The organism is Streptomyces sp. P1-3, assembly GCF_050613155.1.
Classification (GTDB): domain Bacteria; phylum Actinomycetota; class Actinomycetes; order Streptomycetales; family Streptomycetaceae; genus Streptomyces.
Genome location: NZ_CP192512.1, coordinates 4,262,823 through 4,287,048, shown reverse-complemented (window position 1 = coordinate 4,287,048; position 24,226 = coordinate 4,262,823). Strand labels below are relative to the sequence as shown.

22 protein-coding genes and 1 tRNA gene are annotated in these 24,226 nt (G+C 71.2%); 7 read left to right on the top strand and 16 right to left on the bottom strand.

Going from position 1 to position 24,226, the window contains the following annotated elements; genetic code table 11:
- Window positions 1-16: 16 nt before the first annotated feature.
- The 4 genes from ACQUSR_RS18480 to ACQUSR_RS18465 form a co-directional block, all read right to left on the bottom strand.
- Window positions 17-757 carry a thioesterase II family protein gene (locus ACQUSR_RS18480; RefSeq protein WP_431043670.1) on the bottom strand — a complete coding sequence of 247 codons (741 nt, stop codon included), beginning with the start codon at window positions 755-757 and terminating at the stop codon, window positions 17-19.
- 248 nt (window positions 758-1,005) lie between these two features.
- The gene (locus ACQUSR_RS18475) at window positions 1,006-1,761 is read right to left on the bottom strand and encodes an IclR family transcriptional regulator (protein ID WP_431043669.1); all 756 of its coding nucleotides are present in this window, start codon (window positions 1,759-1,761) and stop codon (window positions 1,006-1,008) included.
- A 246-nt stretch (window positions 1,762-2,007) separates the two neighbouring features.
- Complete coding sequence (locus tag ACQUSR_RS18470) at window positions 2,008-2,646, bottom strand: LuxR family transcriptional regulator (protein WP_431043668.1); 639 nt, start codon at window positions 2,644-2,646, stop codon at window positions 2,008-2,010.
- 271 nt (window positions 2,647-2,917) lie between these two features.
- Entirely contained in the window at window positions 2,918-3,688 is a 771-nt protein-coding gene (locus ACQUSR_RS18465) for a helix-turn-helix transcriptional regulator (RefSeq protein WP_431043667.1), read from the bottom strand.
- 521 nt (window positions 3,689-4,209) lie between these two features.
- On the opposite strand from ACQUSR_RS18465, the gene ACQUSR_RS18460 reads away from it, so the two are divergent.
- Together ACQUSR_RS18460 and ACQUSR_RS18455 are read left to right on the top strand one after the other, a co-directional pair.
- A complete protein-coding gene (locus ACQUSR_RS18460; protein ID WP_431043666.1) occupies window positions 4,210-5,184 on the top strand; it encodes a helix-turn-helix domain-containing protein in 975 nt (324 codons plus the stop codon).
- A gap of 164 nt (window positions 5,185-5,348) precedes the next feature.
- A complete protein-coding gene (locus tag ACQUSR_RS18455) occupies window positions 5,349-6,569 on the top strand; it encodes a hypothetical protein (RefSeq protein ID WP_431043665.1) in 1,221 nt (406 codons plus the stop codon).
- Between the two features lie 171 nt (window positions 6,570-6,740).
- On the opposite strand, the gene ACQUSR_RS18450 is transcribed toward ACQUSR_RS18455, so the two are convergent.
- A complete protein-coding gene (locus tag ACQUSR_RS18450; RefSeq protein WP_431043664.1) occupies window positions 6,741-7,331 on the bottom strand; it encodes an isochorismatase family protein in 591 nt (196 codons plus the stop codon).
- Between the two features lie 1,109 nt (window positions 7,332-8,440).
- Window positions 8,441-8,513, bottom strand: a tRNA-Thr gene (locus ACQUSR_RS18445).
- Window positions 8,514-8,716: 203 nt separating this feature from the next.
- On the opposite strand from ACQUSR_RS18445, the gene ACQUSR_RS18440 reads away from it, so the two are divergent.
- The 3 genes from ACQUSR_RS18440 to ACQUSR_RS18430 all read left to right on the top strand — a co-directional run bounded on the left by ACQUSR_RS18440 (window position 8,717) and on the right by ACQUSR_RS18430 (window position 11,423).
- Window positions 8,717-9,856, top strand: a complete 1,140-nt coding sequence (locus ACQUSR_RS18440; RefSeq protein WP_431043663.1) for an ABC transporter ATP-binding protein — start codon at window positions 8,717-8,719, stop codon at window positions 9,854-9,856.
- 307 nt (window positions 9,857-10,163) lie between these two features.
- Window positions 10,164-10,586 carry a hypothetical protein gene (locus ACQUSR_RS18435; RefSeq protein WP_431043662.1) on the top strand — a complete coding sequence of 141 codons (423 nt, stop codon included), beginning with the start codon at window positions 10,164-10,166 and terminating at the stop codon, window positions 10,584-10,586.
- 84 nt (window positions 10,587-10,670) lie between these two features.
- Entirely contained in the window at window positions 10,671-11,423 is a 753-nt protein-coding gene (locus ACQUSR_RS18430; RefSeq protein ID WP_431043661.1) for a nucleotidyltransferase family protein, read from the top strand.
- 164 nt (window positions 11,424-11,587) lie between these two features.
- Here the strand turns inward: ACQUSR_RS18430 and ACQUSR_RS18425 are convergent, their stop codons facing one another.
- From ACQUSR_RS18425 to ACQUSR_RS18395, 7 genes are all read right to left on the bottom strand, one after another.
- The gene (locus ACQUSR_RS18425) at window positions 11,588-13,336 is read right to left on the bottom strand and encodes a DoxX family membrane protein (protein WP_431043660.1); all 1,749 of its coding nucleotides are present in this window, start codon (window positions 13,334-13,336) and stop codon (window positions 11,588-11,590) included.
- A 118-nt stretch (window positions 13,337-13,454) separates the two neighbouring features.
- Window positions 13,455-14,408, bottom strand: a complete 954-nt coding sequence (gene rlmB / locus ACQUSR_RS18420) for a 23S rRNA (guanosine(2251)-2'-O)-methyltransferase RlmB (protein WP_431043659.1) — start codon at window positions 14,406-14,408, stop codon at window positions 13,455-13,457.
- A 106-nt stretch (window positions 14,409-14,514) separates the two neighbouring features.
- A complete protein-coding gene (gene cysS / locus ACQUSR_RS18415; RefSeq protein WP_431043658.1) occupies window positions 14,515-15,912 on the bottom strand; it encodes a cysteine--tRNA ligase in 1,398 nt (465 codons plus the stop codon).
- 81 nt (window positions 15,913-15,993) lie between these two features.
- Entirely contained in the window at window positions 15,994-16,392 is a 399-nt protein-coding gene (locus ACQUSR_RS18410) for a PPOX class F420-dependent oxidoreductase (RefSeq protein WP_431043657.1), read from the bottom strand.
- A gap of 134 nt (window positions 16,393-16,526) precedes the next feature.
- Window positions 16,527-17,030, bottom strand: coding sequence for a 2-C-methyl-D-erythritol 2,4-cyclodiphosphate synthase (ispF, locus tag ACQUSR_RS18405; protein WP_431043656.1), 504 nt, complete (start codon window positions 17,028-17,030; stop codon window positions 16,527-16,529).
- On the bottom strand, window positions 17,020-17,793 hold the full coding sequence (ispD, locus tag ACQUSR_RS18400) for a 2-C-methyl-D-erythritol 4-phosphate cytidylyltransferase (protein ID WP_431043655.1): 774 nt from the start codon (window positions 17,791-17,793) through the stop codon (window positions 17,020-17,022). The genes ispF and ispD overlap by 11 nt, the downstream gene beginning before the upstream one ends.
- 305 nt (window positions 17,794-18,098) lie before the next feature.
- Complete coding sequence (locus ACQUSR_RS18395; RefSeq protein WP_009716930.1) at window positions 18,099-18,581, bottom strand: CarD family transcriptional regulator; 483 nt, start codon at window positions 18,579-18,581, stop codon at window positions 18,099-18,101.
- A 511-nt stretch (window positions 18,582-19,092) separates the two neighbouring features.
- Here ACQUSR_RS18395 and ACQUSR_RS18390 point away from each other — a divergent pair.
- Window positions 19,093-19,824 (top strand): DUF461 domain-containing protein, encoded by a 732-nt coding sequence (locus tag ACQUSR_RS18390; protein ID WP_431043654.1) that lies wholly within the window; start codon window positions 19,093-19,095, stop codon window positions 19,822-19,824.
- Between the two features lie 115 nt (window positions 19,825-19,939).
- Here ACQUSR_RS18390 and ACQUSR_RS18385 read toward each other — a convergent pair whose 3' ends face one another.
- Both ACQUSR_RS18385 and ACQUSR_RS18380 read right to left on the bottom strand, forming a co-directional pair.
- Window positions 19,940-20,620 carry a response regulator gene (locus ACQUSR_RS18385; protein ID WP_431043653.1) on the bottom strand — a complete coding sequence of 227 codons (681 nt, stop codon included), beginning with the start codon at window positions 20,618-20,620 and terminating at the stop codon, window positions 19,940-19,942.
- Window positions 20,617-21,912: a sensor histidine kinase gene (locus ACQUSR_RS18380; protein ID WP_431043652.1), complete on the bottom strand. Its 1,296-nt coding sequence runs from the start codon at window positions 21,910-21,912 to the stop codon at window positions 20,617-20,619. The genes ACQUSR_RS18385 and ACQUSR_RS18380 overlap by 4 nt, the downstream gene beginning before the upstream one ends.
- A 350-nt stretch (window positions 21,913-22,262) precedes the next feature.
- Between ACQUSR_RS18380 and phoU the strand changes: the two genes are divergently transcribed.
- Complete coding sequence (gene phoU, locus ACQUSR_RS18375) at window positions 22,263-22,943, top strand: phosphate signaling complex protein PhoU (RefSeq protein ID WP_431043651.1); 681 nt, start codon at window positions 22,263-22,265, stop codon at window positions 22,941-22,943.
- Window positions 22,944-23,305: 362 nt separating this feature from the next.
- Here phoU and ACQUSR_RS18370 read toward each other — a convergent pair whose 3' ends face one another.
- On the bottom strand, window positions 23,306-24,067 hold the full coding sequence (locus ACQUSR_RS18370) for a phosphoglyceromutase (RefSeq protein ID WP_431043650.1): 762 nt from the start codon (window positions 24,065-24,067) through the stop codon (window positions 23,306-23,308).
- Window positions 24,068-24,226: the final 159 nt, after the last annotated feature.

Genomic DNA, 24,226 nt, shown 5'->3' with positions numbered 1-24,226 from the left:
GGGGCGAGGCAGGGACTCACGCCATGCGGGCGGCCAGATCCCGGAGGAGAGCCGGGCGCTGCCCCGTCAGATAGAAGTGCCCGCCGTGGAATTCCCTGGCGGCGAACCCGCCGGTGGCCACATCGCGCCACGCCCGCATGTCCGTCATGTTCACGGCGGGGTCGCTGTCGCCCGCGTAGGCGACGATCGGGCAGCCCAGCGCGACGGGCGGGCGCGGTTCGTACGTCCCGACGATCCGGAAGTCGGCCCGGATCGCGGGGAGCACCAGTTCCCGCATGTCGGGGTCGTCCAAGAGGCTCGAGTCCGTGCCGCCCAGACGCCGCACCTCGGCGATGAGCGCGTCGTCGCCGCCCAGGTACGCCTGACTGGGCACCACCTTGTGCGGGGGCCTCCGGGCGGAGACGAACAGCCGTGCCAGCGCGGTGCCGTGCTCCTTCTCCAGCCGCAGCCCCACCTCATACGCCAGCGAGGCGCCCATGCTGTGCCCGAAGACCATCAGCGGCACGTCCAGGAACGGCAGGATCTCCTGGGTGACCGCCTCGGCCAGCGGCTCCATGTGCTCGACACACGGCTCGGCGATCCGTTCCAGGCGCCCCGGGTAGCGCGCCACCAGCACCTCGACGTCCGCCCCGAGGGCGTGCCCCCAGGGGTGGAAGAAGCTGGCGGAGCCACCCGCGTGCGGGAGGCAGAGCAGACGGGCGCGGGGCCGGGTGACCGGGTATCTGCGGAACCAGGTGCTCTCGGTGCCGACGGCCATCGTCCGCTCGCCTCCTCGCCGGGGACCGCTGCTGGGTGGAACGAGGACGGGAGGCTAACGCCGAAGAACTGAGCAGGCCTCGAACCGCGGGAATCCGCAGGGTCTTCCGTTCCCGCTCTGGTCTAACCGGCGCCGGCGCTCCGTGCAAGAGCCGCTTCAGGAAGCTGCCACCGCGGCGTATTGCACACCAGGCGGCACCCGGCGCCGTGCCCCGCGGCCGGCAAGCCGTGCCCCGGGGCCGTACGCCGTCAGCCCACCGCCGTGTTGCTCAACCGCAGCGCCGCGTCGATCACCGCGCTGCCGTAGAGCCGGCCCGGGACGGCGGACATCCGCGCCACGGGGCCGGAGATCGACAGCGCCGCCACCACCCGCCCGCCGGCGCCGCGCACCGGAGCGGCCACCGCCGCGATGCCGTGCTCCCGCCCGCCGGTGCTCTGCGCCCAGCCCTGGCGCCGTACCCCGGCGAGGGTGGTCACGGTGAACCGCGCGCCGCGCAGCCGTTCGTGCAGCGCCTCCGGCCGCTCCCAGGCGAGCAGCACCTGGGAGACGGGGCCGGCGTTCAACGGCAGGGCGACGCCGACCGGCACCCGGTCCCGCGCGGGCGAGCTGCCGGGCACCGCCACCTCGGCCACGCAGATCCGCATGTCGCCGCGCCGTCGGTAGAGCCGGGCGCTGGCGCCCGTCGCGTCGCACAGCTCGCGCAGCACCGGTTCGGCCGTCGCCACCATGTGGTCCCGGCATGCCTCGGCGGCCATGAGGCCCAGCCGGGGGCCGAGGATGAACCGGCCCTGGGTGTCCCGGGCGATCAGCGCCAGCCGCTCCAGCGCGAGCACGAGGCGGTGCACCGTCGGACGCTTCAGCCCGGTGTCGGCGACCAGTCTCGACAGCGAGGCCGGGCCTGACTCCAGCACTCCGAGCAGGAGCGAGGCCTTGTCGAGCACACCGACCCCGCTCTGCACCCGCTCGGGGGTGGAGGTCACCCTCTCGGGAGTAGAGGTCGTCATATGAGTGCCTCCTCGTCGTGCCGGCCACTCCCGGCGGACCGGGAGCCCAGGACCGCCGGTGGGAATTCCCTCCAAGCTGCCGCCGAATCAGAATTCTGCGCTCTGTCTAGCCGCCGCTCCCGAACAGCCGCAACGGCGCTATCAGGAAGCTGCCAGAAGACGCGGTGGCGCGCCCGCCGCGCTAAGAGCCGCGAAGTCCGAGAATCCATCCGTTCCCCCGCCATCAGCCTTTTTCCCCCTCGGCCGTCAGCGCCTGGGCTGGGGGACCCGGTGCGCGGGCATGACCGGCAGGAGCCCCAGCTCCGCCGCCCGCACCCCCGCCTGGAACCGGGAGTTCGCCCCCAGCAGCGTCATGATCTCGGCCACGTAGCGCCGGTAGGTGCGGACCGAGACCGACAGCTGCCGCGCCGCCACCTCGTCGGTGACCCCCAGCCGGAGCCAGTCCAGGATCATCCGGACCATCTCCCTGCGGGCCCGGTCGCCCAGTTCGATCCGTTCGCTCACCACCACCGCGTTCTGCCAGATGCCGTCGAACAGCGTCTGGAGCGTCTCGATGACCCCCGGGTCCCGGATCGCCGAGGCGCGGCGGCCGACCGTCGAGTCCGCGCACACCAGCGCGGCCCTGCCGTCGACGATCAGCGCCGCCAGCAGCGGCATCCGGGCGACCCGCACCTCCGTCGGCCGCTCGTCCTCGAGTTGGCGCTGCACCAGGTCCCAGTGACGGGCGTTGTGGGCACACAGCAGCCGGATGCGTACGGTGTCGCCGCCGCCGGCCGTGAGCCAGTCGTCCAGTACGGAATGCAGCAAGCGGGCGTGTGCCGCCTCCGCGGCGAGGACCACGTCCACCTGGTCCGCCGCCTCGGCGAGCAGTTCCCGGGCGGTCACGAGGATTTCCTCCTCGCCCGATTCCACCGCGGCCACCCATGCGTTCCGCCGGTCACGGTGTTTGACGACCGTGGATTCTATGAGTGCGCGGACCGCGAGCAGTTCCTGCTCTATATCGTCCTCGACCGGCCCGCTTTCGACATTGCTTAAGGCTCCGTTTTCGACACCGCCAGAACGTCCCCCGGTGTCGGATCCCGATGGCGCGGGATCGCTCAACTTCCTCACCCCGTAACCCCATACCCCGTGAAATCATCAAGCCGAACCGGCTACGTCATTTGCCGTCGGACAGCAGCCCCAGCTCGACCGCCCGTACTCCCGCCTGGAAGCGGGTGTTCGCACCCACATCGCGCATGATCGCCGCCACGTGCCGGCGGTAGGTGCGCAAGGAGACCTGGACCTGCTTGGCCCCCACGTCGTCGGTGTGCCCGGCGCGCAGCCGCCCCAGGATGAGCCGCACCGGCTCGGTCCGCATCCGCTCGGCGAGCCTCAGATGCTCGGCGAGCGGGATCGCGCTGCCCCAGGCACCGGCGAACATCAGGTCCAGCGCCCGCACCGAGCCCGGATCGCCGAAACGCGACGCGTACCGGCCGTCGCGCTCCGGCCCCGTACGGCCGAACGCCAGCCTGCGGTCCATGATGACCAGGCCCCGCAGGTCCACTTCCGTCACCCGCACCTCGTAGCCGGGCGCGCCGTGCCGGGCGGCGGCCAGCAGGCCGAGCGGGGCCAGCACCTGCGGAGTGCAGAGCACCCGGACCTCGATCCCCGCGTGCCCGACGGCACTGAGCTTCCCCAGCAACGGGATGATCGGTCTGGCCCGCTCGAAGCTGCCCGGCATGATCACGCTGAGACTGCGCTCGGCACGGTCCAGCAGTGTCTCGATCTCCCGGGCGACCGCGGGCTCGTCACTCACCAGCACCATCGGTGATCGCTCAGCGGGTGTACTGCGGCGCATGGAAACAGCGGACTCGATGAGCTCACCCGCCTGCATGAGCGCGTGCTCGACACCGTCTGCTCGCGCGTCCGCCTTCGACAGTTCTGCCATGACTCCCCCTGTGGCACGCGTCCCCATGATCGCGCGCCCCGTCGTGCCACCTGTAAGTAATCGGCTCTTAACTCCCCGGTAAGGATTTCCGAGCCGGTCGCTGCAATGCGGCGAGAAAGTCCCGCCACAAGTGGCTAGACGCGGGAGGTTAGTTCGCGCGTTGCAACCCAGTCAACGCACCTGAGTTGGTAAAGATCGAGTAAAAACGCCGCTCTCCGGCAGTCCGCGCACAATAGAGCGCCGCGGCGACACCGGGATTGTCAGCAAGTTGCACCCCGCGCCGGGCACCATCCGCAGAGGACCGCCCTTCGAATGCACAGCGCACAGGAGAAGCGCCTGTCCGTAGCCGGACCGATAGCCCATGGCCACTTGTTGACAGGCGGGCCGCCCCTCAGGCGACCCGCGGAGGGTACACGAAAGCCGAGGTCCTCCACGACGCGCAGGTGGAACCGGGGCGTCCAGTACACCGTGTGACCCCGTGGGGGCCCTTGACCGGCAGTTTCAGAGACGGTGAGAGACAGTTGTTGGACGAGATGGTGTTCCGGAGTGACGATGTGCCCGCGGCGGACCGGTTCGACTACTGGGCCGAGCTGTTGGCCCGTACGCATGCGCCTATGGGGCTGCGCAGCGACCACGCCGCCGACTTCCGGGCCTCCCAGGGGGTGCTGGACCTCGGTGCCGTCACCGTGTGGTCCGGCACCTTCCAGCCGCTGGTCTTCCTCCGCACGCCGAAGCTGATCCGGCAGTCCGACCCCGAGGTATACCACCTGTCACTCGTTGTACGCGGGGGCGGCGTCGGCGTGTGGAGGCACCGGGAAACCGAATACAAGCCGCACGACCTGTTCATCAACTCCTCCTCGCTGCCGAACGACGTCCACAGCACCGGGGACCCGGTCCAGACGGTGGCGCTGGAGGTTCCCAAGGCCCTGCTGCCGCTGCCGCGCGACATGGCCGGCCGGATCGTCGGGGCGCCGATGTCGGCCCGGGACGGGATGGGTGCGCTGCTGGCGGGGTTCCTCACCCAGCTGACCGAGGACACGGCCGCGTACCAGCCGTCCGACGGACCCCGGCTGGGCACCGTCCTGACCGATCTGGTCGCCGCGCTCTTCGCCCACATCCTCGAAGCCGGCGACCGCCTCCCCCCGGAGACCCACCGACGGGCCCTCACCCTGCGCATCCAGGCGTTCATCCGGGAGCACCTGCGCGACCCGCACCTCACCCCGGGCAGCATCGCCGCCGCACACCACATCTCCACCAGCTACCTGCACCGCCTCTTCCAGGACGAGGACACCACGGTCGCCGCGTGGATCCGCCGCCTGCGCCTGGAGGCGGCCCGCCGCGACCTCGCCGACCCGGCGCTCCGCACCGTCCCCATCCACGCGATCGCCGCCCGCTGGGGCTTCGCCCGCGCGACCGACTTCAGCCGCACCCACCGCGCCGCCTACGGCACCACGCCCAAGGACCACCGGCACCAGGCCCTCCACAGCCACGGCTGAACCCGGCGCCGGCACAGTCGCATTCGGCTTTCACGACGGAGGAACCGCCCTCCTTCCGAGGAACCTTTCCGAGGAACCGCCCTCTTTCCGCGGACAGTTACTGAGCGGACGTCCTCGGCACCCGAGTCGGACGTTCCTCTGACATCCACGTGAAAGGCCGTAACGTGAAGAAGTTGCACAGCAGCCGCGGCGTCCGCGGCGCGATCGCGGTGAGCGCCGCGATCCTGGTGGCCGCGGGCACGACGTCGGCGTTCGCCGCCCCCTCGACCCCGTCGGGAACCTCGCCGTCCGGAACCTCGGCGCGCACCGCCGGGTGGAGCGAGTCGAAGGTGTCGCAGGGCAACGCCCCGGCCTTCGCCTCGACCCGGCCCGACGCGCACACCACCTGGGTGGCCGGCGCCCGGATGATCCCCAGGGGGGACACCTTCGACTTCATACCCACCCTGTGGGAGCGTGACGATCGGAAGGGCTCCGGGTGGAAGCAGGTGCGGACCGCGCCCGTACCCCAGTCCTACGACGTCCGGTTCAACGACGTCGACGCCTCTTCGCCGCGCAACGCCGTAGTGGGCGGTGACTACGCCGAGCAGGCCGGCGGCGTGGTGACGCAGCGCTGGAACGGCACGGCCTGGAAGTCCGCGATCGCTCCGGTGCCCCGCGGGACCATGGAGGCCGGATTCCTCTCCGTCGACACCCGCGCCCCCAACGACGCCTGGGGAGCGGGCTGGACGCAGGTCCGCGATGCGGACGGCTCCCGCAACGTGGGGATGCTCCAGCACTGGGACGGCAACCGCTGGAAGGCGCAGAAGCTCCCGGACTTCAGTGAAGGAAAGGGCGGCTGGAGCTTGGACAGCGTCGCGGCACTCGCCGCCGACGATGTGTGGGCGGTCGGCAGTACGTTCAACGAGAGCGCCGCGAAGCCGCTGCTGCTGCACTACGACGGCACCCGTTGGAGCAAGGTCGCCGCTCCCGACCTCGGTGCCGAGCGCGCGGGCCTGACCGCGGTCGCCGCCGGGCCGGACGGACAGGTGTGGGCTGTGGGCGAGGCCAAGCAGTCCGACGGCACCTGGCAGGGGCTGGCCCTGAAGTACGACGGCGGGAAGTGGACCGACGTCCCGCTGCCGAAGGGGACCCCGGGGCTCCGATCGGTCACGTTCAGCCAGGGTGCCCCCGTCGTCCTGGCGGGTGCGACGGATGACGCCGGCAGCGCGGTGCTCCGCCGCGCCGGCGAGAAGTGGGTGTCCATGAAGCTGCCGGCCGACCGTGCCAAGCCGCACAACGGGTCCGACATCTCGGCCTCGGGCCGGACCATCGACGTCACCGCCAATCACGAGCCCACCGGCTCCCAGTGGACAGGCACCGCGTCCGTGCTGACCGCGCGCCGCTAGCGGCGCCCGTCCGGGGGATGGACGAACGCCCGCCCATCCCCCGGACGGAGGGTCCGGAGCCGCCCAGAACCGTCATGCCGAGTGGTGCTGTCTTCGCTGATCAGCGCCGCGCGGCAACGCCTCACACGGCCGCAAGGGACTGACAGACCCTAGGCGGAAGCGGCAGCTGTTTCAGGCGAGGACAACCGGCTCGCCGCTCAGCACCACACCTGCGTGGCGCAGCTCGCTGAGCGCGGTGCTGGTGGTGTCGGCGGCGACGCCGGCGGTGTAGTCGAGCAGGACCCGTACCGCGAAGCCCGCTCGTACGCCGTCCAGCGCGGTGGCCTTCACGCAGTGGTCGGTGGCGATGCCGACGACGTCGAGATCGCTGACGTCGCGCGCACGCAGCCAGTCGGCCAGTGGCGTGCCATCCTGGGTCGCGCCCTCGAAACCGCTCTTCGAGGCGGAGTATGCCCCCTTGTAGAAGACCTCGTCGACGGCCCCGGAGGCGACGGCGGGCGCGAAGTTCGGATGGAACCCGCTTCCCTCGCTGCCGACGACGCAGTGCGCGGGGAAGGAGTTCTGGAAGTCCGGGTGCTCGGAGAAGTGGGCCCCCGGGTCGATGTGGTGGTCGCGGGTGGCCACGATGTACGCGTAACTCCCGTCAGCGCGCCGCACCAGGTCCGCGATGGCGACGGCCCTGTCCGCGCCGCCCTTCACCGGAATACTGCCACCCTCGCAGAAGTCCTTCTGCACATCGACGACGATCAATGCACGGCGCACGGAGAATCCTTTCCCTTGAGTGAAGCCCTCGCCGGCATGGTCGCCCCCTCCGGCAGCGGGTAGACGCAGCACTCGCCAGTCGCTCACCCGACTGGGCGCCGGGACAGAACGTGTTACTTGCGACATCGACGTCGACGTGCGCCGCCAGCGCGCGGAGGCGGAGGCGGCCGAGCGTCTGTCCCGTTCAGCGTCGGTCCTGCCACGTGCCCTCTGCCAAGGCCGCCAAGACTCGGCGCTTGATCTCGGCACGCTGAGGGCTGCTGACGAGCGACATGGACAGAACACCGTCGTGCACTTTCATGTGGACGCAGCTGAGCGCGGATGAAGGCGTACTCGGGCGCGTGTCCTCCGGCAAGGAGCTGGCTGGCCGTTGCTTTGGCTTCGGCTAGGGCGATCACGTATGCGCTTCCGCGTACCCGCTCGCGCAACGTTTGGGTGATCTGGCGGAGGTGCCGCTTGTACTCCAGGCGCCGCTGTTGAAGGGCCGCGCGGAAGCGTCGGGCATTGAGCACCCCGATCGCTTCCTCTTGGGGAAGGGCGTAAAAGTCGTCCGGAAGCGTTCCCAAGGCATGAGGAGTTTCTGCGCGAGCCCGCTCTGCGGCCATGTAACTGAGTTCCCTCAGGGCGTTCTCCCAGCGACCCGGTAGCAGGGGATGGCGCAGCGCGAGACTGCGTTCGTCTTGATCCTTGGCGTCGTCGGCCGCAGCGAGTCTCACGGCGCCGTCGTCGGCGGCGAGCAGGGCGTCGACTTCCGTTCCGCGCTGTTGTCGACGTCGTTCCGGCGTAGTTTCTTCGCCAGCACACTGGCCTCGTTGATGCGGATGCGAACGCGGCGCAGACGGTGCTCAGTGGCCTTCAGGCGAGGGTCGCTGTGTAGCGCATCCGCTCGGCGGCAACCTGCAGGCCCGGTTGGGCGCATCCTGCACTGGAAGCGCTCCGGCGCGCTGGACTCCGACACGGTCCCGGTCCTCGAACCTTCCAGCGAGACCTCGGGGCCTCGCGTCCCGTCCGCTCACGCACCGCGCACGCAAACGGCCCCGGACGGGGAGTCCGAGGCCGCGTAAAGCGCCTCCCCGGGAAGAAATCCCAGGTCAGCGCAGTGCACACAGAGCCGACTGTCGGGTTCGAACCGACGACCTTCGCTTTACAAGAGCGGTGCTCTACCAGCTGAGCTAAGTCGGCGAGTCACCAGAAGTGTACCCACCGCCGCGCCGTGCCCCGGGCCGGATTCCCCACACACGCTCGGCGAACTTCACAGGTGTCCGGCTACTGACACCGGGCCCCGCGCCGGGTAGCGTCACCGAAAGGTCCACCCCGTGGACCCGACAAACACACCTTTACTCGGATCGTCCGGCACGTTCCTGCCGGTGAAGGGACACATCACCATGGCTACGGTCACGTACGACAAGGCCACCCGGATCTACCCGGGCAGCGACAAGCCCGCCGTCGACCAGCTCGACATCGCGATCGAGGACGGCGAGTTCCTCGTCCTCGTCGGCCCCTCCGGCTGCGGCAAGTCCACCTCCCTGCGCATGCTCGCCGGCCTGGAGGACGTCAACGGCGGCGCGATCCGCATCGGCGACCGCGACGTCACCCACCTGCCGCCGAAGGACCGGGACATCGCCATGGTGTTCCAGAACTACGCGCTGTACCCGCACATGACCGTCGCCCAGAACATGGGCTTCGCGCTCAAGATCGCCGGCGTGAACAAGGCCGAGATCCGGCAGAAGGTCGAGGACGCGGCCCGCATCCTGGACCTGACCGAGTACCTGGAGCGCAAGCCCAAGGCGCTCTCCGGCGGTCAGCGCCAGCGGGTCGCGATGGGCCGCGCCATCGTGCGCGAGCCGCAGGTCTTCCTCATGGACGAGCCGCTGTCGAACCTCGACGCCAAGCTCCGCGTCCAGACCCGCACCCAGATCGCCGGCCTCCAGCGGCGGCTGGGGATCACCACCGTGTACGTCACCCACGACCAGGTCGAGGCCATGACCATGGGCGACCGGGTCGCGGTGCTCAAGGACGGGCTCCTCCAGCAGGTCGACTCGCCGCGCAACATGTACGACCGCCCGGCCAACCTCTTCGTCGCGGGCTTCATCGGCTCCCCGGCCATGAACCTGGTCGAGGTGCCGATCACCGACGGCGGCGTGAAGTTCGGCAACAGCGTCGTCCCGGTCTCCCGCGAGGCGCTGTCCGCGGCCGCCGACAAGGGCGACACCACCGTGACCGTCGGCGTCCGGCCCGAGCACTTCGACGTGGTCGAGCGCGGCGGCGGCGAAGCGGCCAAGACACTGTCCAAGGAGACCGCGGACGCCCCGGCCGGCGTCGCCGTCACCGTCAACGTCGTCGAGGAGCTGGGCGCCGACGGCTACGTCTACGGCACCGCGGAGGTCGGCGGCGTGGTCAAGGACATCGTGGTCCGGGTGGGCGGCCGCCAGGTCCCGGACAAGGGCGCCGTCCTGCACGTGGTCCCGCGCCCGGGCGAGACCCACGTCTTCTCCACCTCCACCGGCGAGCGTCTCAGCGACTGACCCAGGCACGCGGCCGGCTCCCAGCGACCGAACCCGCGCGCGTCCGGCCCAGAGCGACCGGGCCGCACACATCCGGCTCCGGCGGCGCCGCCCCTCCGCACCCGCGGAAGGGCGGCGCCGCCGGAGCCGCGCTGTCGACAAATACCCCGACACAAGGGCCATTTCGAGCCCGTACGTCAACACGGAATGCCATATTCCGCACTTCCTGTCCCTCAACAGGGTGACTAAATGTCTCCAAATCATCACTCCTCGCTACGATCGCGGGCGTAGTCGCAGTTCCCTCCCCGAACTTCCGCGAGGAACCCCCGTGAACACCGCAGCCCGCCGCATCGGCAGAACTCTCGCCTTCGTCCTCCCCGTCGTGCTCGTCCTGTCCGGGACCCTCGCGGTCACCCGCGTCCCGTGGGCGGACCCGCGCGCGGAGTCGCAGTTCCTCACCGCCTCCGCAGACAAGGCCTCCACCCGCGCCCAGCGCCTCGCCCCGCACGAGCAGCTGCGCGACCGGCTCCTCGCCGAGCTCCAGGAGAAGAACCCGGGCGTCGCCCTCGGCCACCTCCAGGAGGAGACCAACCGCCGCCCCTCGCTGGCCAAGCACTGCGCCAAGATCGCCCGCGCGCTCGGCCGCGCCGCGGCGGCCAAGTACCGCCGCTCCACCGACCGCGCCCAGTCCTACGCCCGGCCGGTGTGCGACACCTCGTACGCGTCCGGTGTCCTCCAGGCCCGCGACTGACCCCCCGCCGCCACCCGCGGCGGGCGGGTCGCCCGGCCCGCCCGCGCCGCCGACCCCCCGCCCGCACCGCATAGGGTGCGCACCATGACCGGTGACACCCGCACAGCCCCGCAGCCGCCCGCACAGCCCGTACGCCCCACCCAGGCCGTGGTCCTGGCCGGAGGCCAGGGCTCCCGGCTGCGCCCGTACACCGACGACCGGCCCAAGCCGATGGTCGAGATCCCCGGCACCGGGACGCCGATCATCGGCCACCAGCTCGCCTGGCTGGCCGCCGAAGGCGTCACCGACGCCGTCGTCTCCTGCGGCCACCTCGCCGACGTCCTCCAGGACTGGCTCGGCTCGGCCGACCTCCCGTTGCGGGTCACCACCGTCGTGGAGTCCGAGCCGCTCGGGCGCGGCGGCGGCCTCAAGTACGCCGCCGCCTCCCTCCCTCACCCGGACCAGCCCTGGTACGCCACCAACGGCGACATCTGGACCCGCTTCTCGCTGCGCGACATGGCCGACTTCCACCGCGAGCGCGACGCCGTCGCCACGCTCGCCCTGGCCCGCCCGCGCATCCCGTGGGGCGCCGTGGAGACCGACGAGTTCGGCCACGTCCTGGACTTCATCGAGTCGCCGCCCTCGCCCTACCTGATCAACGCGGGCGTCTACGTCTTCTCATCGGACTTCACCGCGCTGCTGCCCGACCGCGGCGACCACGAGCGCACCACCTTCCCCCGGCTGGCGCGGGAACGCCGCCTGGCGGGCTTCCCGCTGCCGCATGGTGCGTACTGGCGCGCGATCGACACGGCGAAGGACCTCACGGAGGCGGCGAAGGAGCTCGCGGCTCACGCCTGAGCCCGGTCTTCCACCTCCCCGCCCGGCCGACGAGCTGACGCATCTGCCCGGGCCCACCCCGGTCGCACACGCAACGGGCCCCACCGCGGTCGCACACGCAACGGGCCCGTACGGAGCGTTCTCACTCTCCGTACGGGCCCGAAGGAGCCGCCGAGCTCCGCTTCTCAGCCGAGCAGCCCGCCCAGCGCCCCGCCGCTGTCGGCACCGCTGTCGCCGGACGAGCCTCCGCCCGTCCCATCACTGCCGGTGGATCCGCCCGAAGCCGGTCCCGACGTCACCGCCGGGGCGTCCGGCTTCCGCTGCGGGGCCTGCTGCCGGGACTGCGCCCCCTGCGTGGCGCCCTGCGTCTGGCTGGGGACGCTGCCGGCCCCGGTGGTCGCCGCGGACTCGCGCGCCGCCCCCGGCCCGGCGGAGGACGACGCCGACGCCGACGGGCGTGCGCTGCGCTCGCGCGCGGACGGCGAACCGGCCGTCCCCGCCGGGCCCGTGGTGTGCCGCTGCCCGCGCTCCCCGGACTTCCGGGGCAGCGGTGAACCGGGCAGGTCATTGGTCGGAAGATCGCTCGGGCCCGGGGCGTTGACCATGTCGGACGAGCGCACCGCCCCGCCCAGCATCGACCCGAACAGCAGCGTCAGACCCGACACCACGGCCACCATGACCGTGCCCCGGCGCAGCACCCGCCGCCGCAGCTGCGCCAGTTCGACGCGCGGGCCCAGCCGGCGCCACGCCTCACTCGCCAGCCGCGCGTCCACCGAGTACACCGGCGCGCCCGCGATGATCAACGGGCTCCAGGCGGCGAGATAGATGATGTCCGGCGCGTCGTACGCCGGAACGGTCCGCCAGCTCACCGTCACCAGCAGGGCGGCCGACAGCAGCGCGCCGAACGCCGCCGCCACCCGCTGCCACAGCCCCAGGACCGTGAGCACGCCGACCAGGACCTGGAGGAACGCCACGGTCAGCCCGGCACCGACCGGGTGGCTCAGCGCGAAGTCCCGCAGCGGCTCGGCGACCGGCCACGGGTGCAGCGACTGGAGCCAGGTGACCATCGAGCCGCGTCGGCCGCCGTCGAAGTAGACGGGGTCGGAGAGCTTGCCCATCCCCGCGTAGACGGAGATCAGGCCCAGGAAGACCCTCATGGGCAGCAGCACGACGCCGAGGTTCATCCGGCGGCCCGGGTAGTACGCGTGCCGCACGCTCGACGCACCGGCGGACGACGCCGACGCGCCGGCGCGCCGCTGCCGACGGGACGACTCGGCCCCGGCGAACCCGGCGGACTCCTCGGCCCCGGCGGACTCGTCAGGCTCCGCGGTCCGCGTGGCCCTCACGAACCGCCGACCGGCCGCCAGGCGTTCGCCGCGACCCTCCCGCCCGTCCTCGGACCGGCCCCCGGAGCCGCCCGCGGCGCCCGTGCCATACCCGTCGTACTCCTCGTATGCCATGCGGGCCGCGGGCAGCTGGGCGGTCTCCTGCAACGGGTCGTGCCGGTCCTGCGGGCTGCGCGGACCCACGACGGTGGCCGCGGGGTCGGCGGGCCGCCGGGTGCCGTCCAGGCCCACCCGTGGCAGCACCTGGGTGGCACCGGCCTCCTCCTCCGCGGCGCCCGAGGCCCAGGTCCGGCCCGAGTGCCGGACGGCCTGGAGCAGTTGCGCCGCCGGGTCGCCACCCGGCTCGGTGCGCCCGCTCCACACCACAGGGCGGCGGCGGGTCCCGGCCGGCACGGCGTCCAGCCGCTCCGTGTCATCCAGCGTGCTGCCCGTGACCGGACTGGCGAGCTGCACACGGAAGCTCGCGTGATTGACGATGACCTGCGCGGGATCACTCGGCACCTTGGCCATGATCAGATGCGGCTCGTCATCGAATCCCGGTGAGCGTCCCCCCGTAGGCGTGCGGGGTTTTCTGGTGTCCACACTCATCTAACCGAGTGACCCGCGCTTAAGACACTGCCTCACCCGGGGCGAAGTGTCCGAGACCCGTCAAACGGCGATCGGGTGTACGACGCGCCGCCGCCCGTGCGACGGCGCGCCCCGGGGGTCAGGCGCGGCGGCGCGACGCCTCGTACAGCACCACACCGGCCGCGACGCCCGCGTTCAGCGACTCCGCGCCACCCGGCATCGGGATCCGCACCCGCACGTCGCAGGTCTCGCCGACCAGCCGCGACAGGCCCTTGCCCTCGCTGCCGACCACGATCACCACCGGGCCGTCGAGCACCTCCAGGTCCTGGAGCTCGGCCTCGCCGTCGGCGGCCAGGCCGACGACCGTGAGCCCGGCCTTCTGGTACGACTCGAGCGCCCGGGTGAGGTTGGTGGCGCGCGCGACCGGCGTACGGGCCGCGGTGCCCGCCGAGGTCTTCCACGCGCCCGCCGTCATCCCGGCCGCGCGCCGCTCCGGCACGACCACGCCGTGGCCGCCGAACGCGGACACCGAGCGCACCACCGCGCCCAGGTTGCGCGGGTCGGTGACCCCGTCGAGGGCGACGATCAGCGGGTCCTCGCCCGCGGTGGCGGCCTCGTCGAGGAGGTCCTCCGGGTGGGCGTAGTCGTACGGCGGCACCTGGAGCACCAGGCCCTGGTGGTTGAGCCCGTTCGTCATCCGGTCCAGCTCGGGGCGCGGCGCCTCCATGAGGTTGATGCCACCGCGCTCGGCCGCGAGCTGGAGCGCCTCGCGGACCCGCTCGTCGTTGTCGATGAACTGCTGGACGTACAGCGCGTTCGCGGGGACGCCCTCGCGGAGCGCCTCCACCACCGGGTTGCGGCCCACGACCAGCTCGTTGGTGCCCTTGGGGCCGCCGCGCCGGGGCGCCGGGCGGCGGGCCGCCTGCTTGGCGCGGGCGTTCGCGGCACGCTGCTTGACGTGTCCCTTGCGCATCTCGGCGGGCGGGGTCGGGCCCTTGCCCTCGAGGGCGCGGCGCCGCTTGCCGCCGCTGCCGACCGTCGCGCCCTTCTTGTTGGCGGTACGGCGGTTCCTGCGCTGGCTGTTGCCGGCCATGAATGTCACCTGTCTCTTCATTGCTCAGCACTGCTCAGCAAACGTACGTACGTGCTACTGGTCAACAGTGTGCCGCCCGGGCGACCGGGCGGCACAAAAGGCGAGGTCAGCGCGAGCCGAGCTCCCAGCGGGGGCCGGCGGGGGTGTCCTCGATGACCAGCCCGGACTGCTGGAGCTGGTCGCGGATGGCGTCGGCGGTCGCGTAGTCCTTGCGGGCGCGGGCGGCCTGCCGCTGGTCCAGCACCAACCGGACCAGGGAGTCCACCACCCCGTGCAGATCCTGACCGCGCTCCGGGACCCCCGCCCACCGCTCGTCCAGCGGGTCCAGGCCGAGCACGCCGAGCATCGCCCGCACCTCCGCCAGCCGCGCCACCGCCGAATCCTTGTCATCGGCGGCAAGAGCGGAGTTGCCCTGCCGGACGGTGGTGTGCACGATCGCCAGCGCCTGCGGGACCCCCAGATCGTCGTCCATCGCCTCGGCGAACGCCGGCGGCACCTCCGGCGCGGGCTCGACCGGCTCCCCCGTCAGCTCGGTGACACGCTGCATGAAGCCCTCGATCCGCGCGAACGCGGACTCGGCCTCGCGCAGGGCCTCCTCGCTGTACTCGATCGCCGAGCGGTAGTGCGGGGTGCCCAGGTAGTAGCGGAGCACGATGGGCCGCCACTGCTTGACCATCTCCGTCACCAGCACCGAGTTGCCCAGCGACTTCGACATCTTCTCGCCGCTCATGGTGACCCAGTGGTTGTGCACCCAGTAGGCCGCGAAGTCGTCACCGAACGCCTTCGCCTGCGCGATCTCGTTCTCGTGATGCGGGAAGATCAGATCGATCCCACCGCCGTGGATGTCGAACGCCCGGCCCAGGTACTTGTGGGCCATCGCCGAGCACTCCAGATGCCAGCCCGGACGCCCACGCCCCCACGGGGTCTCCCACGACGGCTCGCCCGGCTTGGCCGCCTTCCACATCGCGAAGTCACGCGGGTCCCGCTTGCCGGTCTCGACGTCCCCCGCCGCCTGGAGGTTCTCCAACAACTGGTTGGACAGCTCCAGATAGCCGGGGTACGAGCGCACGTCGAAGTACACGTTCCCCTCGGCGGCGTACGCGTGGCCCCGCTCGATGAGCCCGCGCATCATCTCGATCATCTCCGGCACGTGTCCGGTGGCCCGCGGCTCGTACGTGGGCGGCAGGCAGCCGAGCGCGTCGTAGCCCGCGTTGAACGCGCGCTCGTTCTCGTACCCGATCGACCACCACGCACGCCCCTGGTCCGCGGACTTGGCGATGATCTTGTCGTCGATGTCGGTCACGTTCCGCACGAACGTCACGTCATAGCCGCGGTAGGCGAACCAGCGGCGCATGATGTCGAAGTTCAGCCCCGACCTGATGTGCCCGATATGCGGGGCGGCCTGCACGGTCGCGCCACACAGGTAGATCGAGACACAGCCCGGAACGAGCGGAGTGAAGTCACGGATCTGCCGGGCGCTGGTGTCGTACAGGCGAATAGTCACGCATCAAGGGTAGACGGAACGCAGTGGTGCCCCGCGACCCCGCGGCACGAGGTCATCGAAGCGTGACACGGCGGGGACCGGTCAGAGGCCCATGCCGGTGATGTGGGTGGGCGTGATCCGCACGATGACGCGCGGCGCGTCGTCCGCGGCCGCCGGGTTGAACTCCGCGTACTTCCTGCCGGTGTACTTCATCGACAGGTCGTCGATCAGCTCCTGGGCGCGCTCCGAGGAGAGCTGCGCCCGGCCGCGGATCTCCGCGTAGGTGTACGGCGCGTCGCACGGCTGCACCACCACCGACACCCGTGGATCCCGCCGCAGGTTCCGCTCCTTGCGGCGCCCCTCGGTGGTGGAGATCAGCACGTCGTCGCCGTCTCGCGTCACCCAGGTCGGCGACGCCTGCGGGCTGCCGTCGTCGTTGAGCGTCACCAGGGTGACGAAGACCGGCGTGTCCAGCAGGGCCTTGACTTCGTCGGAGAGCACGGGTGGTTTCCTTCCGGGTCAAGCCCTCGCGGGCCGCGTACGGATACGTGTTCCGCGCCCGACCGTGCCGGGAGCCTGCCGGCATCCCGCTTCCACCCGTAGGGCCACGCACGTTACGCCGGAAGGACCAGCCGCTACGCCCGCGCCGGGTACACCAGCGCCGTGGCGATCGCCGCCAGCCCCTCGCCCCGGCCCGTCAGCCCCAGTCCGTCCGTCGTCGTACCGGACAGGGCGACCCGCGCGCCGACCGCCTCGGACAGCACGCGCTGCGCCTCGTCCCGCCGCTTGCCGATCTTGGGCCGTACGCCGATCACCTGGATGCCCACGTTGCCGATCTCGAAGCCGGCGGCCCGCACGATACGGGCGGCCTCGGTCAGCAGGGTGACGCCGGACGCGCCGGACCACTCGGGGCGGTCGGTGCCGAAGTGCGCGCCGAGGTCGCCGACGCCCGCGGCGGAGAACAGCGCGTCGCACGCGGCGTGCGCGGCGACATCGCCGTCGGAGTGCCCGGCGAGGCCGTACTCGGCGTCGTCCCAGCGCAGCCCGGCGCACCACAGCTCCCGGCCGCGCTCGAAGGCGTGCACATCCGTGCCGATCCCGACCAGCGGGAGCACCGGGCCCGTACCGTCAGAAGCCATCGGTGGCCCTCCGCCGCGCGAGTACTGCCTCGGCCAGCACCAGGTCCAGCGGCCGCGTCACCTTGAACGCCTCCTCGTGGCCGGGCACGACCACGACCTCGACGCCGAGCCGTTCGACCATGCCCGCGTCGTCCGTCGCGCCTTCACCCTCAAGGGCGATCTTCGCGTGCGCCTCGGCCAGCGTGGCGCGGTCGAAGCCCTGCGGGGTCTGCACGGCGCGCAGCAGGGCGCGCTCGGGGGTGCCGGTGACGGGCTCGGGCTCGCCCGCCCGATCGCCGGTGCGCGGGTCGACCTGCTTGACGGTGTCGGCCAGCGGCAGGCCCGGTACGACGGCGGGCGCCCCGTCCCGTACCGCCGCGACCACCGCGTCCACCGTGTCGACGGGGACCAGCGGGCGGGCGGCGTCGTGCACGAGAACGGTGGTGATGTCCTCCGGCAGCGCCGCCAGGCCGAGGCGGACCGACTCCTGGCGGGTGGCGCCGCCGGGGACGACCACGACGTCGGTGGAGCCGGGCTGCAGATACTCGTCCAGGAGGTGGCGGACCTCGGTGGCGCCGTCCGCCGGCGCGACCACGACGACGAGGGAGACGGCCCGGGATCCGGCCATCGCCCGTACGGCGTGGACCAGCATCGGTACGCCGCCGAGCGCGCGGAGCGCCTTGGGGGTGCCGGGGCCGAGGCGCACGCCACGGCCGGCCGCGGGGATGACCGCGGCGGTGCGGGAAGGCCGCTCGGAGCGCTCAGCTGCCCCGGAGGCGGACATTGCGTTGGCGTTCAGGTTTGCTTCCTCGGCCGAAATGGGTATGGGCTGGGGGTACCCCCTGCTCGTAGAGCTTGGGAGAGTGCCAGGCGTGATGTGCCCGACCGACCCCTTCCGTGACGACTGGTCGCGCCAGCTGCCCGGGCCCGGCACGCCCAGTACGTCCAAGGTACGCACAGATGCCGCAGCGCCCGGCGACAGCGGACACGGAACAAATGTCACCATGTCAGGTCGCGGGCGCCACGGCATCGACGCTGTGAATCAAGCCACTGCATCGGATCCAACGCAACATTGGATCCAACACGGTGTCAGGACGCGAGAACCTCGTCGAGCAGGGCCTCTGCCTTGTCCTCGTTCGTGCTCTCCGCGAGGGCGAGCTCGCTCACCAGGATCTGGCGGGCCTTCGCGAGCATGCGCTTCTCACCGGCGGACAGTCCACGCTCCCGCTCACGACGCCACAGGTCGCGCACGACCTCGGCGACCTTGATCACGTCGCCGGAGGCGAGCTTCTCAAGATTTGCCTTGTAGCGACGGGACCAGTTCGTCGGCTCTTCCGCGTACGGTGCGCGCAGCACCTCGAAGACCCGGTCCAGCCCGTCCTGGCCGACCACATCGCGCACACCGACGAACTCCGCATTGTCCGCTGGCACACGAACCGTCAGGTCGCCTTGCGCGACCTTCAGCACCAAGTAGGTCTTGTCCACGCCTTTGATCTGGCGAGTTTCGATGGCCTCGATCAGCGCGGCCCCGTGATGGGGATAGACCACGGTGTCGCCAACCTTGAACGTCATGTGACAGGTACCCCTTCCGTGGCTATCCAGGGTAACACGTGAGCGCCCCGTTCTGAATGGCGTTTCCGCAGGTCAGGGCATATCTCGGGGCTTGACAACAGCGGCCGCGACGTGCTTCGAGGGGGGTGCGGAACCGGGTATTCGCAGGTGGGAGCCGCTGTCCAGGGGAAGTGAAACGGGCACGTTACGGCTTCCGGAACGGCCATGCGAGTGGTTGTACGTCCCGTTTTGCCGGAGTCCACCGGCGGAACTTCCGCTACTCCGTTCGGTCGCCAGGCGCCGCGACCCGAGCGATTCCCGAATTGATCACGCCATACATGATCATCATCTTGATCAATTCTCCCGGAGCTCTCCGCATTCCTTACCGATAATCCCCGCTCCAGACACCGACGCGATATTCCGACCTACCGGAGATCGTCTCGGGGCGGGTCGGGTGCGGCGGCGCGGGGGCGGCTCGGTAACCTAAGCCCGCTGATCCAACCTTTACTTCGTCCTAGGAGATGCCGCCGCCGTGAGCAGCGACCTTCGACGCGGCGCCCTCGCCGCCACCGCCCTCGTGCTCTCGCTCGCCCCGCTCTCCGCCTGCGGGGCCGGAAACGACGCGCAGTCACTGGAGATCAAGCCGGACAACGCCGCGACGTCGGTCGGCAACATCAAGATCCAGAACGTGACGGTCGTCACGCAGCCGGACCGCAAGACGAAGGGGCCGGCCGTGATCACGGCCCGGATCTTCAACAACGGCGACGGCCCGCAGGCGCTCAAGGCCATCACCGTCGGCGACACCAAGGTCAAGCTCTCCCCGGCCAAGGGCACGGGCGAGCTGATCGTCCCGGAGCACGGCGAGCTGACGCTCGGCGGCAAGGGCAACGCCGCGGCGGTCATCGAGAACGGCCGGGAGGCCGCCCGCGACGGCGACGCCCAGTCCGTCGTCTTCGACTTCAACAAGACGGGCGAGGTCGAGCTGAAGGCGTTCGTCGTCCCGGCCACCAGCTACTTCGACAAGTGGGGCCCGGAGAAGCCGCCGGCCCCGAAGCCGACGCAGCCGGCCACGCCGACCACCCCGGCGGGCACGCCCACCGGCACCGCCCCGGCGTCCCCGGGCGGCGAGGCCGGGGACAAGAACCCGGGCAAGCCGAACGGCAGCACCGTGCCGGCCAAGCCGAACGGCACGGCGACCACGCCGCCGCAGGGCCAGGGCATCGCCTCGGGCGAGCCGGACCCGAACGGCCACGCCGGGCACTGACACAGATGGGCACCGACGCCCACGCGACAGCGGGCGGCCCGCCGGATCGAATCCGGCGGGCCGCCCGCTGCTGTCATGCGCCGATGGACCGCGGCGCCTCGTACGGCGCTGCTCTCTACGGCTCGAACTTGTAGCCCAGTCCGCGCACCGTCACCAGGTAGCGCGGCGCGCCCGGGTCCGGTTCGATCTTGGCGCGGAGCCGCTTGACGTGGACGTCCAGCGTCTTGGTGTCGCCGACGTAGTCCGCGCCCCAGACCCGGTCGATCAGCTGCATGCGGGTCAGCACCCGGCCCGCGTTGCGCAGCAGCATCTCCAGCAGGTCGAACTCCTTCAGCGGCAGGTCGACCTTGCCGCCGTCGACGGTGACCACGTGCCGGTCCACGTCCATCCGCACCGGCCCCGCCTCCAGCGCCGCCGGGGCGACCTCCTCCGGCTCGCCGCGGCGGCGCAGCACGGCGCGGATCCGGGCGACCAGCTCGCGCGAGGAGAAGGGCTTGGTCACGTAGTCGTCGGCTCCTATCTCCAGGCCGACGACCTTGTCGATCTCACTGTCCTTGGCGGTCACCATGATGACCGGGACGTTGGAGCGGCCGCGCAGCTGGCGGCAGACCTCCGTACCGGGCAGGCCCGGCAGCATGAGGTCGAGCAGCACCAGATCGGCGCCGTTCCGCTCGAACTCATCCAGCCCCTCGGGCCCCGTCGTCGCGATCGCGACCTCGAACCCCTCCTTTCTGAGCATGTACGACAACGCGTCGCTGAACGACTCTTCGTCCTCGACGACGAGCACTCGGGTCACGGAAGGACCTCCGGGGCAGAGAGTGGATCGTTGGTGAAGGTCTCGTACGCCCGGTCCTGCTCCTCGCCTTCGAGGTCGTCAGGACCGATCAGTGGGCGGCCACCGCGGCGGAGCTTCCGCTCCGCCTCGGCCCGGTCCCGGACGCTGCCGGCCTCCGGAAGCCGCAGGGTGAAGGTGGAGCCCTGGCCTTCGGCGCTCCACACCGTGACCTCCCCGCCGTGCGAGGCGGCCACGTGCTTGACGATGGCGAGACCGAGCCCGGTCCCGCCGGTCTGCCGCGAGCGCGCCGGATCGACGCGGTAGAACCGCTCGAAGATCCGCTCGCGGTCCGTCGTAGAGATGCCGATCCCCTGGTCGGTGACGGCGATCTCGATCAGGTCTCCGCCGGGCGCGTTGACGCGCCGGGCCGCGACGCCCACCCGGGTGCGGGCCGGGCTGTAGTTGACCGCGTTCTCCACGAGGTTCCCCAGGGCCGCCGCCAGCTGGCCGCGGTTGCCCCAGACGTGCAGCTCGGCGGTGCCGCCCGCGGCGATGTTGATCTGCTTGGTGCCCGCCTGGTGGCGGCAGCGGTCGATCGCCTCGGCGACCAGTTCGTCCACCCGGACCGGCTCGGCGTCCTCCAGCGGGTCGTCGTTCTGCACCCGGGAGAGGTCGATCAGCTCCTGGACCAGGCTGGTCAGCCGGGTCGCCTCGATCTGCATCCGGCCGGCGAAGCGGGTGACCGCCTCGGGGTCGTCGGAGGCGTCCATGACGGCCTCGGAGAGCAGGGACAGCGCACCGACCGGGGTCTTGAGCTCATGGCTGACGTTGGCGACGAAGTCGCGGCGCACGGCCTCGATCCGGCGGGCCTCGGTGAGGTCCTCCACCAGCAGCAGGACGAGCCGGGAGCCCAGCGGGGCGACCCGGGCGGAGACCGCCAGCGCGTCGCCGCGGCCGGTGCCGCGCCGCGGCAGGTCCAGTTCGATCTGCCGTATCTCTCCGTCGCGGCGGGTGTCGCGGGCCATGGCCAGCATCGGTTCCACGGCGAGCTTCCCGCCTCGTACCAGGCCCAGGGCGTACGCCGCCGAGCTGGCCTTGACCACCGCGTCCGCCTCGTCGAGCACCACGGCGGACGAGCGCAGCACCGACAGCACGGTGTCCACACCCGGCGGCAGCGCGGCTTCGGTGTGCAGCGAGGTACGGGTGGGCTTGGCCTGGTCACGCTCGCTCCAGCGGAACGCCAGCATGGCGATGACGCCGGTGCATACCCCGGCGATCGCTGCCACTGCGGCGACGGCCGCGTCCACGTTCATGCATCCAGGTTATGCACGGATCGAGACACCTCCACAGCCGCTGACCGGAGCCCTCGAACAGACGTTGCCGAGAGTTCACCGGGGGGTCGGCGCCGGTTCACTCCGTACGGTGCGCTTACCGCCTTCGCCCAGTTGGCGTACCTCCTCCGTCGCCCTCCGTACACCTGACCTGCACCATGCCACATCCTTGTGACCAGGATCACTCTTACGGTCGTAGTGAAAACGTATGTTCCCTAGAGTTCACCGGGGTGATGGTGGGGGTTCATACGGGATGCCGCCGCGCGACGCGTTTCGGCCGGACCTTGGAAGTCATCGACCACACGCAGGTTCACAGGGAGAGAAGGTCACTGATGCGGGACGCGTACCACGAGGAGCTGGACTCGATCGGCGAGGGCCTGGTCGAGATGGCCAGGCTCGTCGGCTCGGCCATCGGCCGCGCCACCACGGCGATTCTCGACGCTGACCTCAAGCTCGCCGAGAGCGTGATCGCCGCCGACGGCAAGGTCGACGACCTCCAGCGGGACCTGGAGCAGCGCGCCATCGCCCTGCTCGCCCGGCAGCAGCCGGTCGCCACCGACCTGCGGATCGTGGTCACGAGCCTGCGGATGAGCGCGGACCTGGAGCGCTCCGGCGACCTGGCCCAGCACGTCGCCAAGCTGGCCCGGCTGCGTTTCCCCGAGTCGGCCGTACCGCGCGACCTGCACGCCACGATCCTGGAGATGGGCCAGCTCGCGCAGCGGCTGATGGCCAAGGCCGCCGAGGTCATCATCACCAAGGACGTCGACCTGGCGATGCAGCTGGAGCAGGACGACGACGCGATGGACCTGCTCCACCGCGCCCTGTTCCAGCACCTGATGGACGACCGCTGGAAGCACGGCATCGAGACGGCCGTGGACGTGACGCTGCTGGGCCGCTACTACGAGCGGTTCGCCGACCACGCGGTCTCGGTCGCCAAGCGCGTGGTGTACCTGGTGACCGGCGAGCACGCGGACGAGATCGCAGCGGCGGCGGACCCGGTCGAGGGAGCGTGAGCGGTCCGGTCGAAGGGGCCTGAGGGGCCACTGTTGCGGGAGATGGCCGGACTTGGCGTTTTACCTCCACGCGCCGTTGATGCGCCCGTACCTGTGGCGGTCCAATGGGCTACGTCAGGTTCCGACCGACTCAAGGAGGTCACTCCATGACAGGCCCCTCCGTCCCGAACCCGGCCCCGCCCGCCAGCGGCTGCCAATGCGGCCCCGGCTGCAGCTGCGGCTGCCAGCAGGGCGGCTCGTGCCAATGCGGCGGTAGCTGTAGCTGAACCTGAACCGTACGACGTGTACGGAGAGCCCCCGGCCGGCATCCGGTCGGGGGCTCTGCCACGTCCGCGCGGGGACGACTTCTCCCCGCGGCCGGACTACTTCTTCTTGCCCTGGTTCTTCACGGCCTCGATGGCGGCGGCCGCGGCCTCCGGGTCGAGGTAGGTGCCGCCCGGGTTCAGCGGCTTGAACTCGGCGTCCAGCTCGTAGGAGAGCGGGATGCCGGTGGGGATGTTCAGGCCCGCGATGTCGGCGTCGGAGATGCCGTCGAGGTGCTTGACCAGCGCGCGCAGGCTGTTGCCGTGCGCGGCGATCAGCACGGTGCGGCCCGCGAGCAGGTCCGGGACGATGCCGTCGTACCAGTACGGCAGCATGCGGGTGACGACGTCCTTGAGGCACTCGGTGCGCGGCCGCAGCTCCGGCGGGATCGAGGCGTAGCGCGGGTCGCCGCTCTGCGACCACTCGGCGCCGTCCTCCAGCGCGGGCGGCGGGGTGTCGTACGAGCGGCGCCACAGCATGAACTGCTCCTCGCCGAACTCGGCGAGGGTCTGCGCCTTGTCCTTGCCCTGGAGCGCGCCGTAGTGCCGCTCGTTGAGCCGCCAGGAGCGGTGGACCGGGATCCAGTGGCGGTCGGCGGACTCCAGCGCCAGCTGCGCGGTGCGGATCGCGCGCTTCTGGAGGGAGGTGTGGACCACGTCGGGCAGCAGGCCGGCGTCCTTCAGCAGCTCACCGCCGCGGACCGCCTCCTTCTCGCCCTTCTCGTTGAGGTTGACGTCCACCCAGCCGGTGAACAGGTTCTTCGCGTTCCACTCGCTCTCGCCGTGGCGGAGGAGGATCAGCTTGTACGGTGCGTCGGCCATGCCCCTGAGCGTAATAGACGCCGCTGAGCCCGCCCGACGACGTCCGCATCGCGGCCTTGTTTGACGTGTCCAGTCAAAAGACTGGCGGCCGGGGATCATCGGGCCGTAAGGTACAGCTACCGCATGAGCCACTTACATCGTGGGGCATCGTGGGCTTAC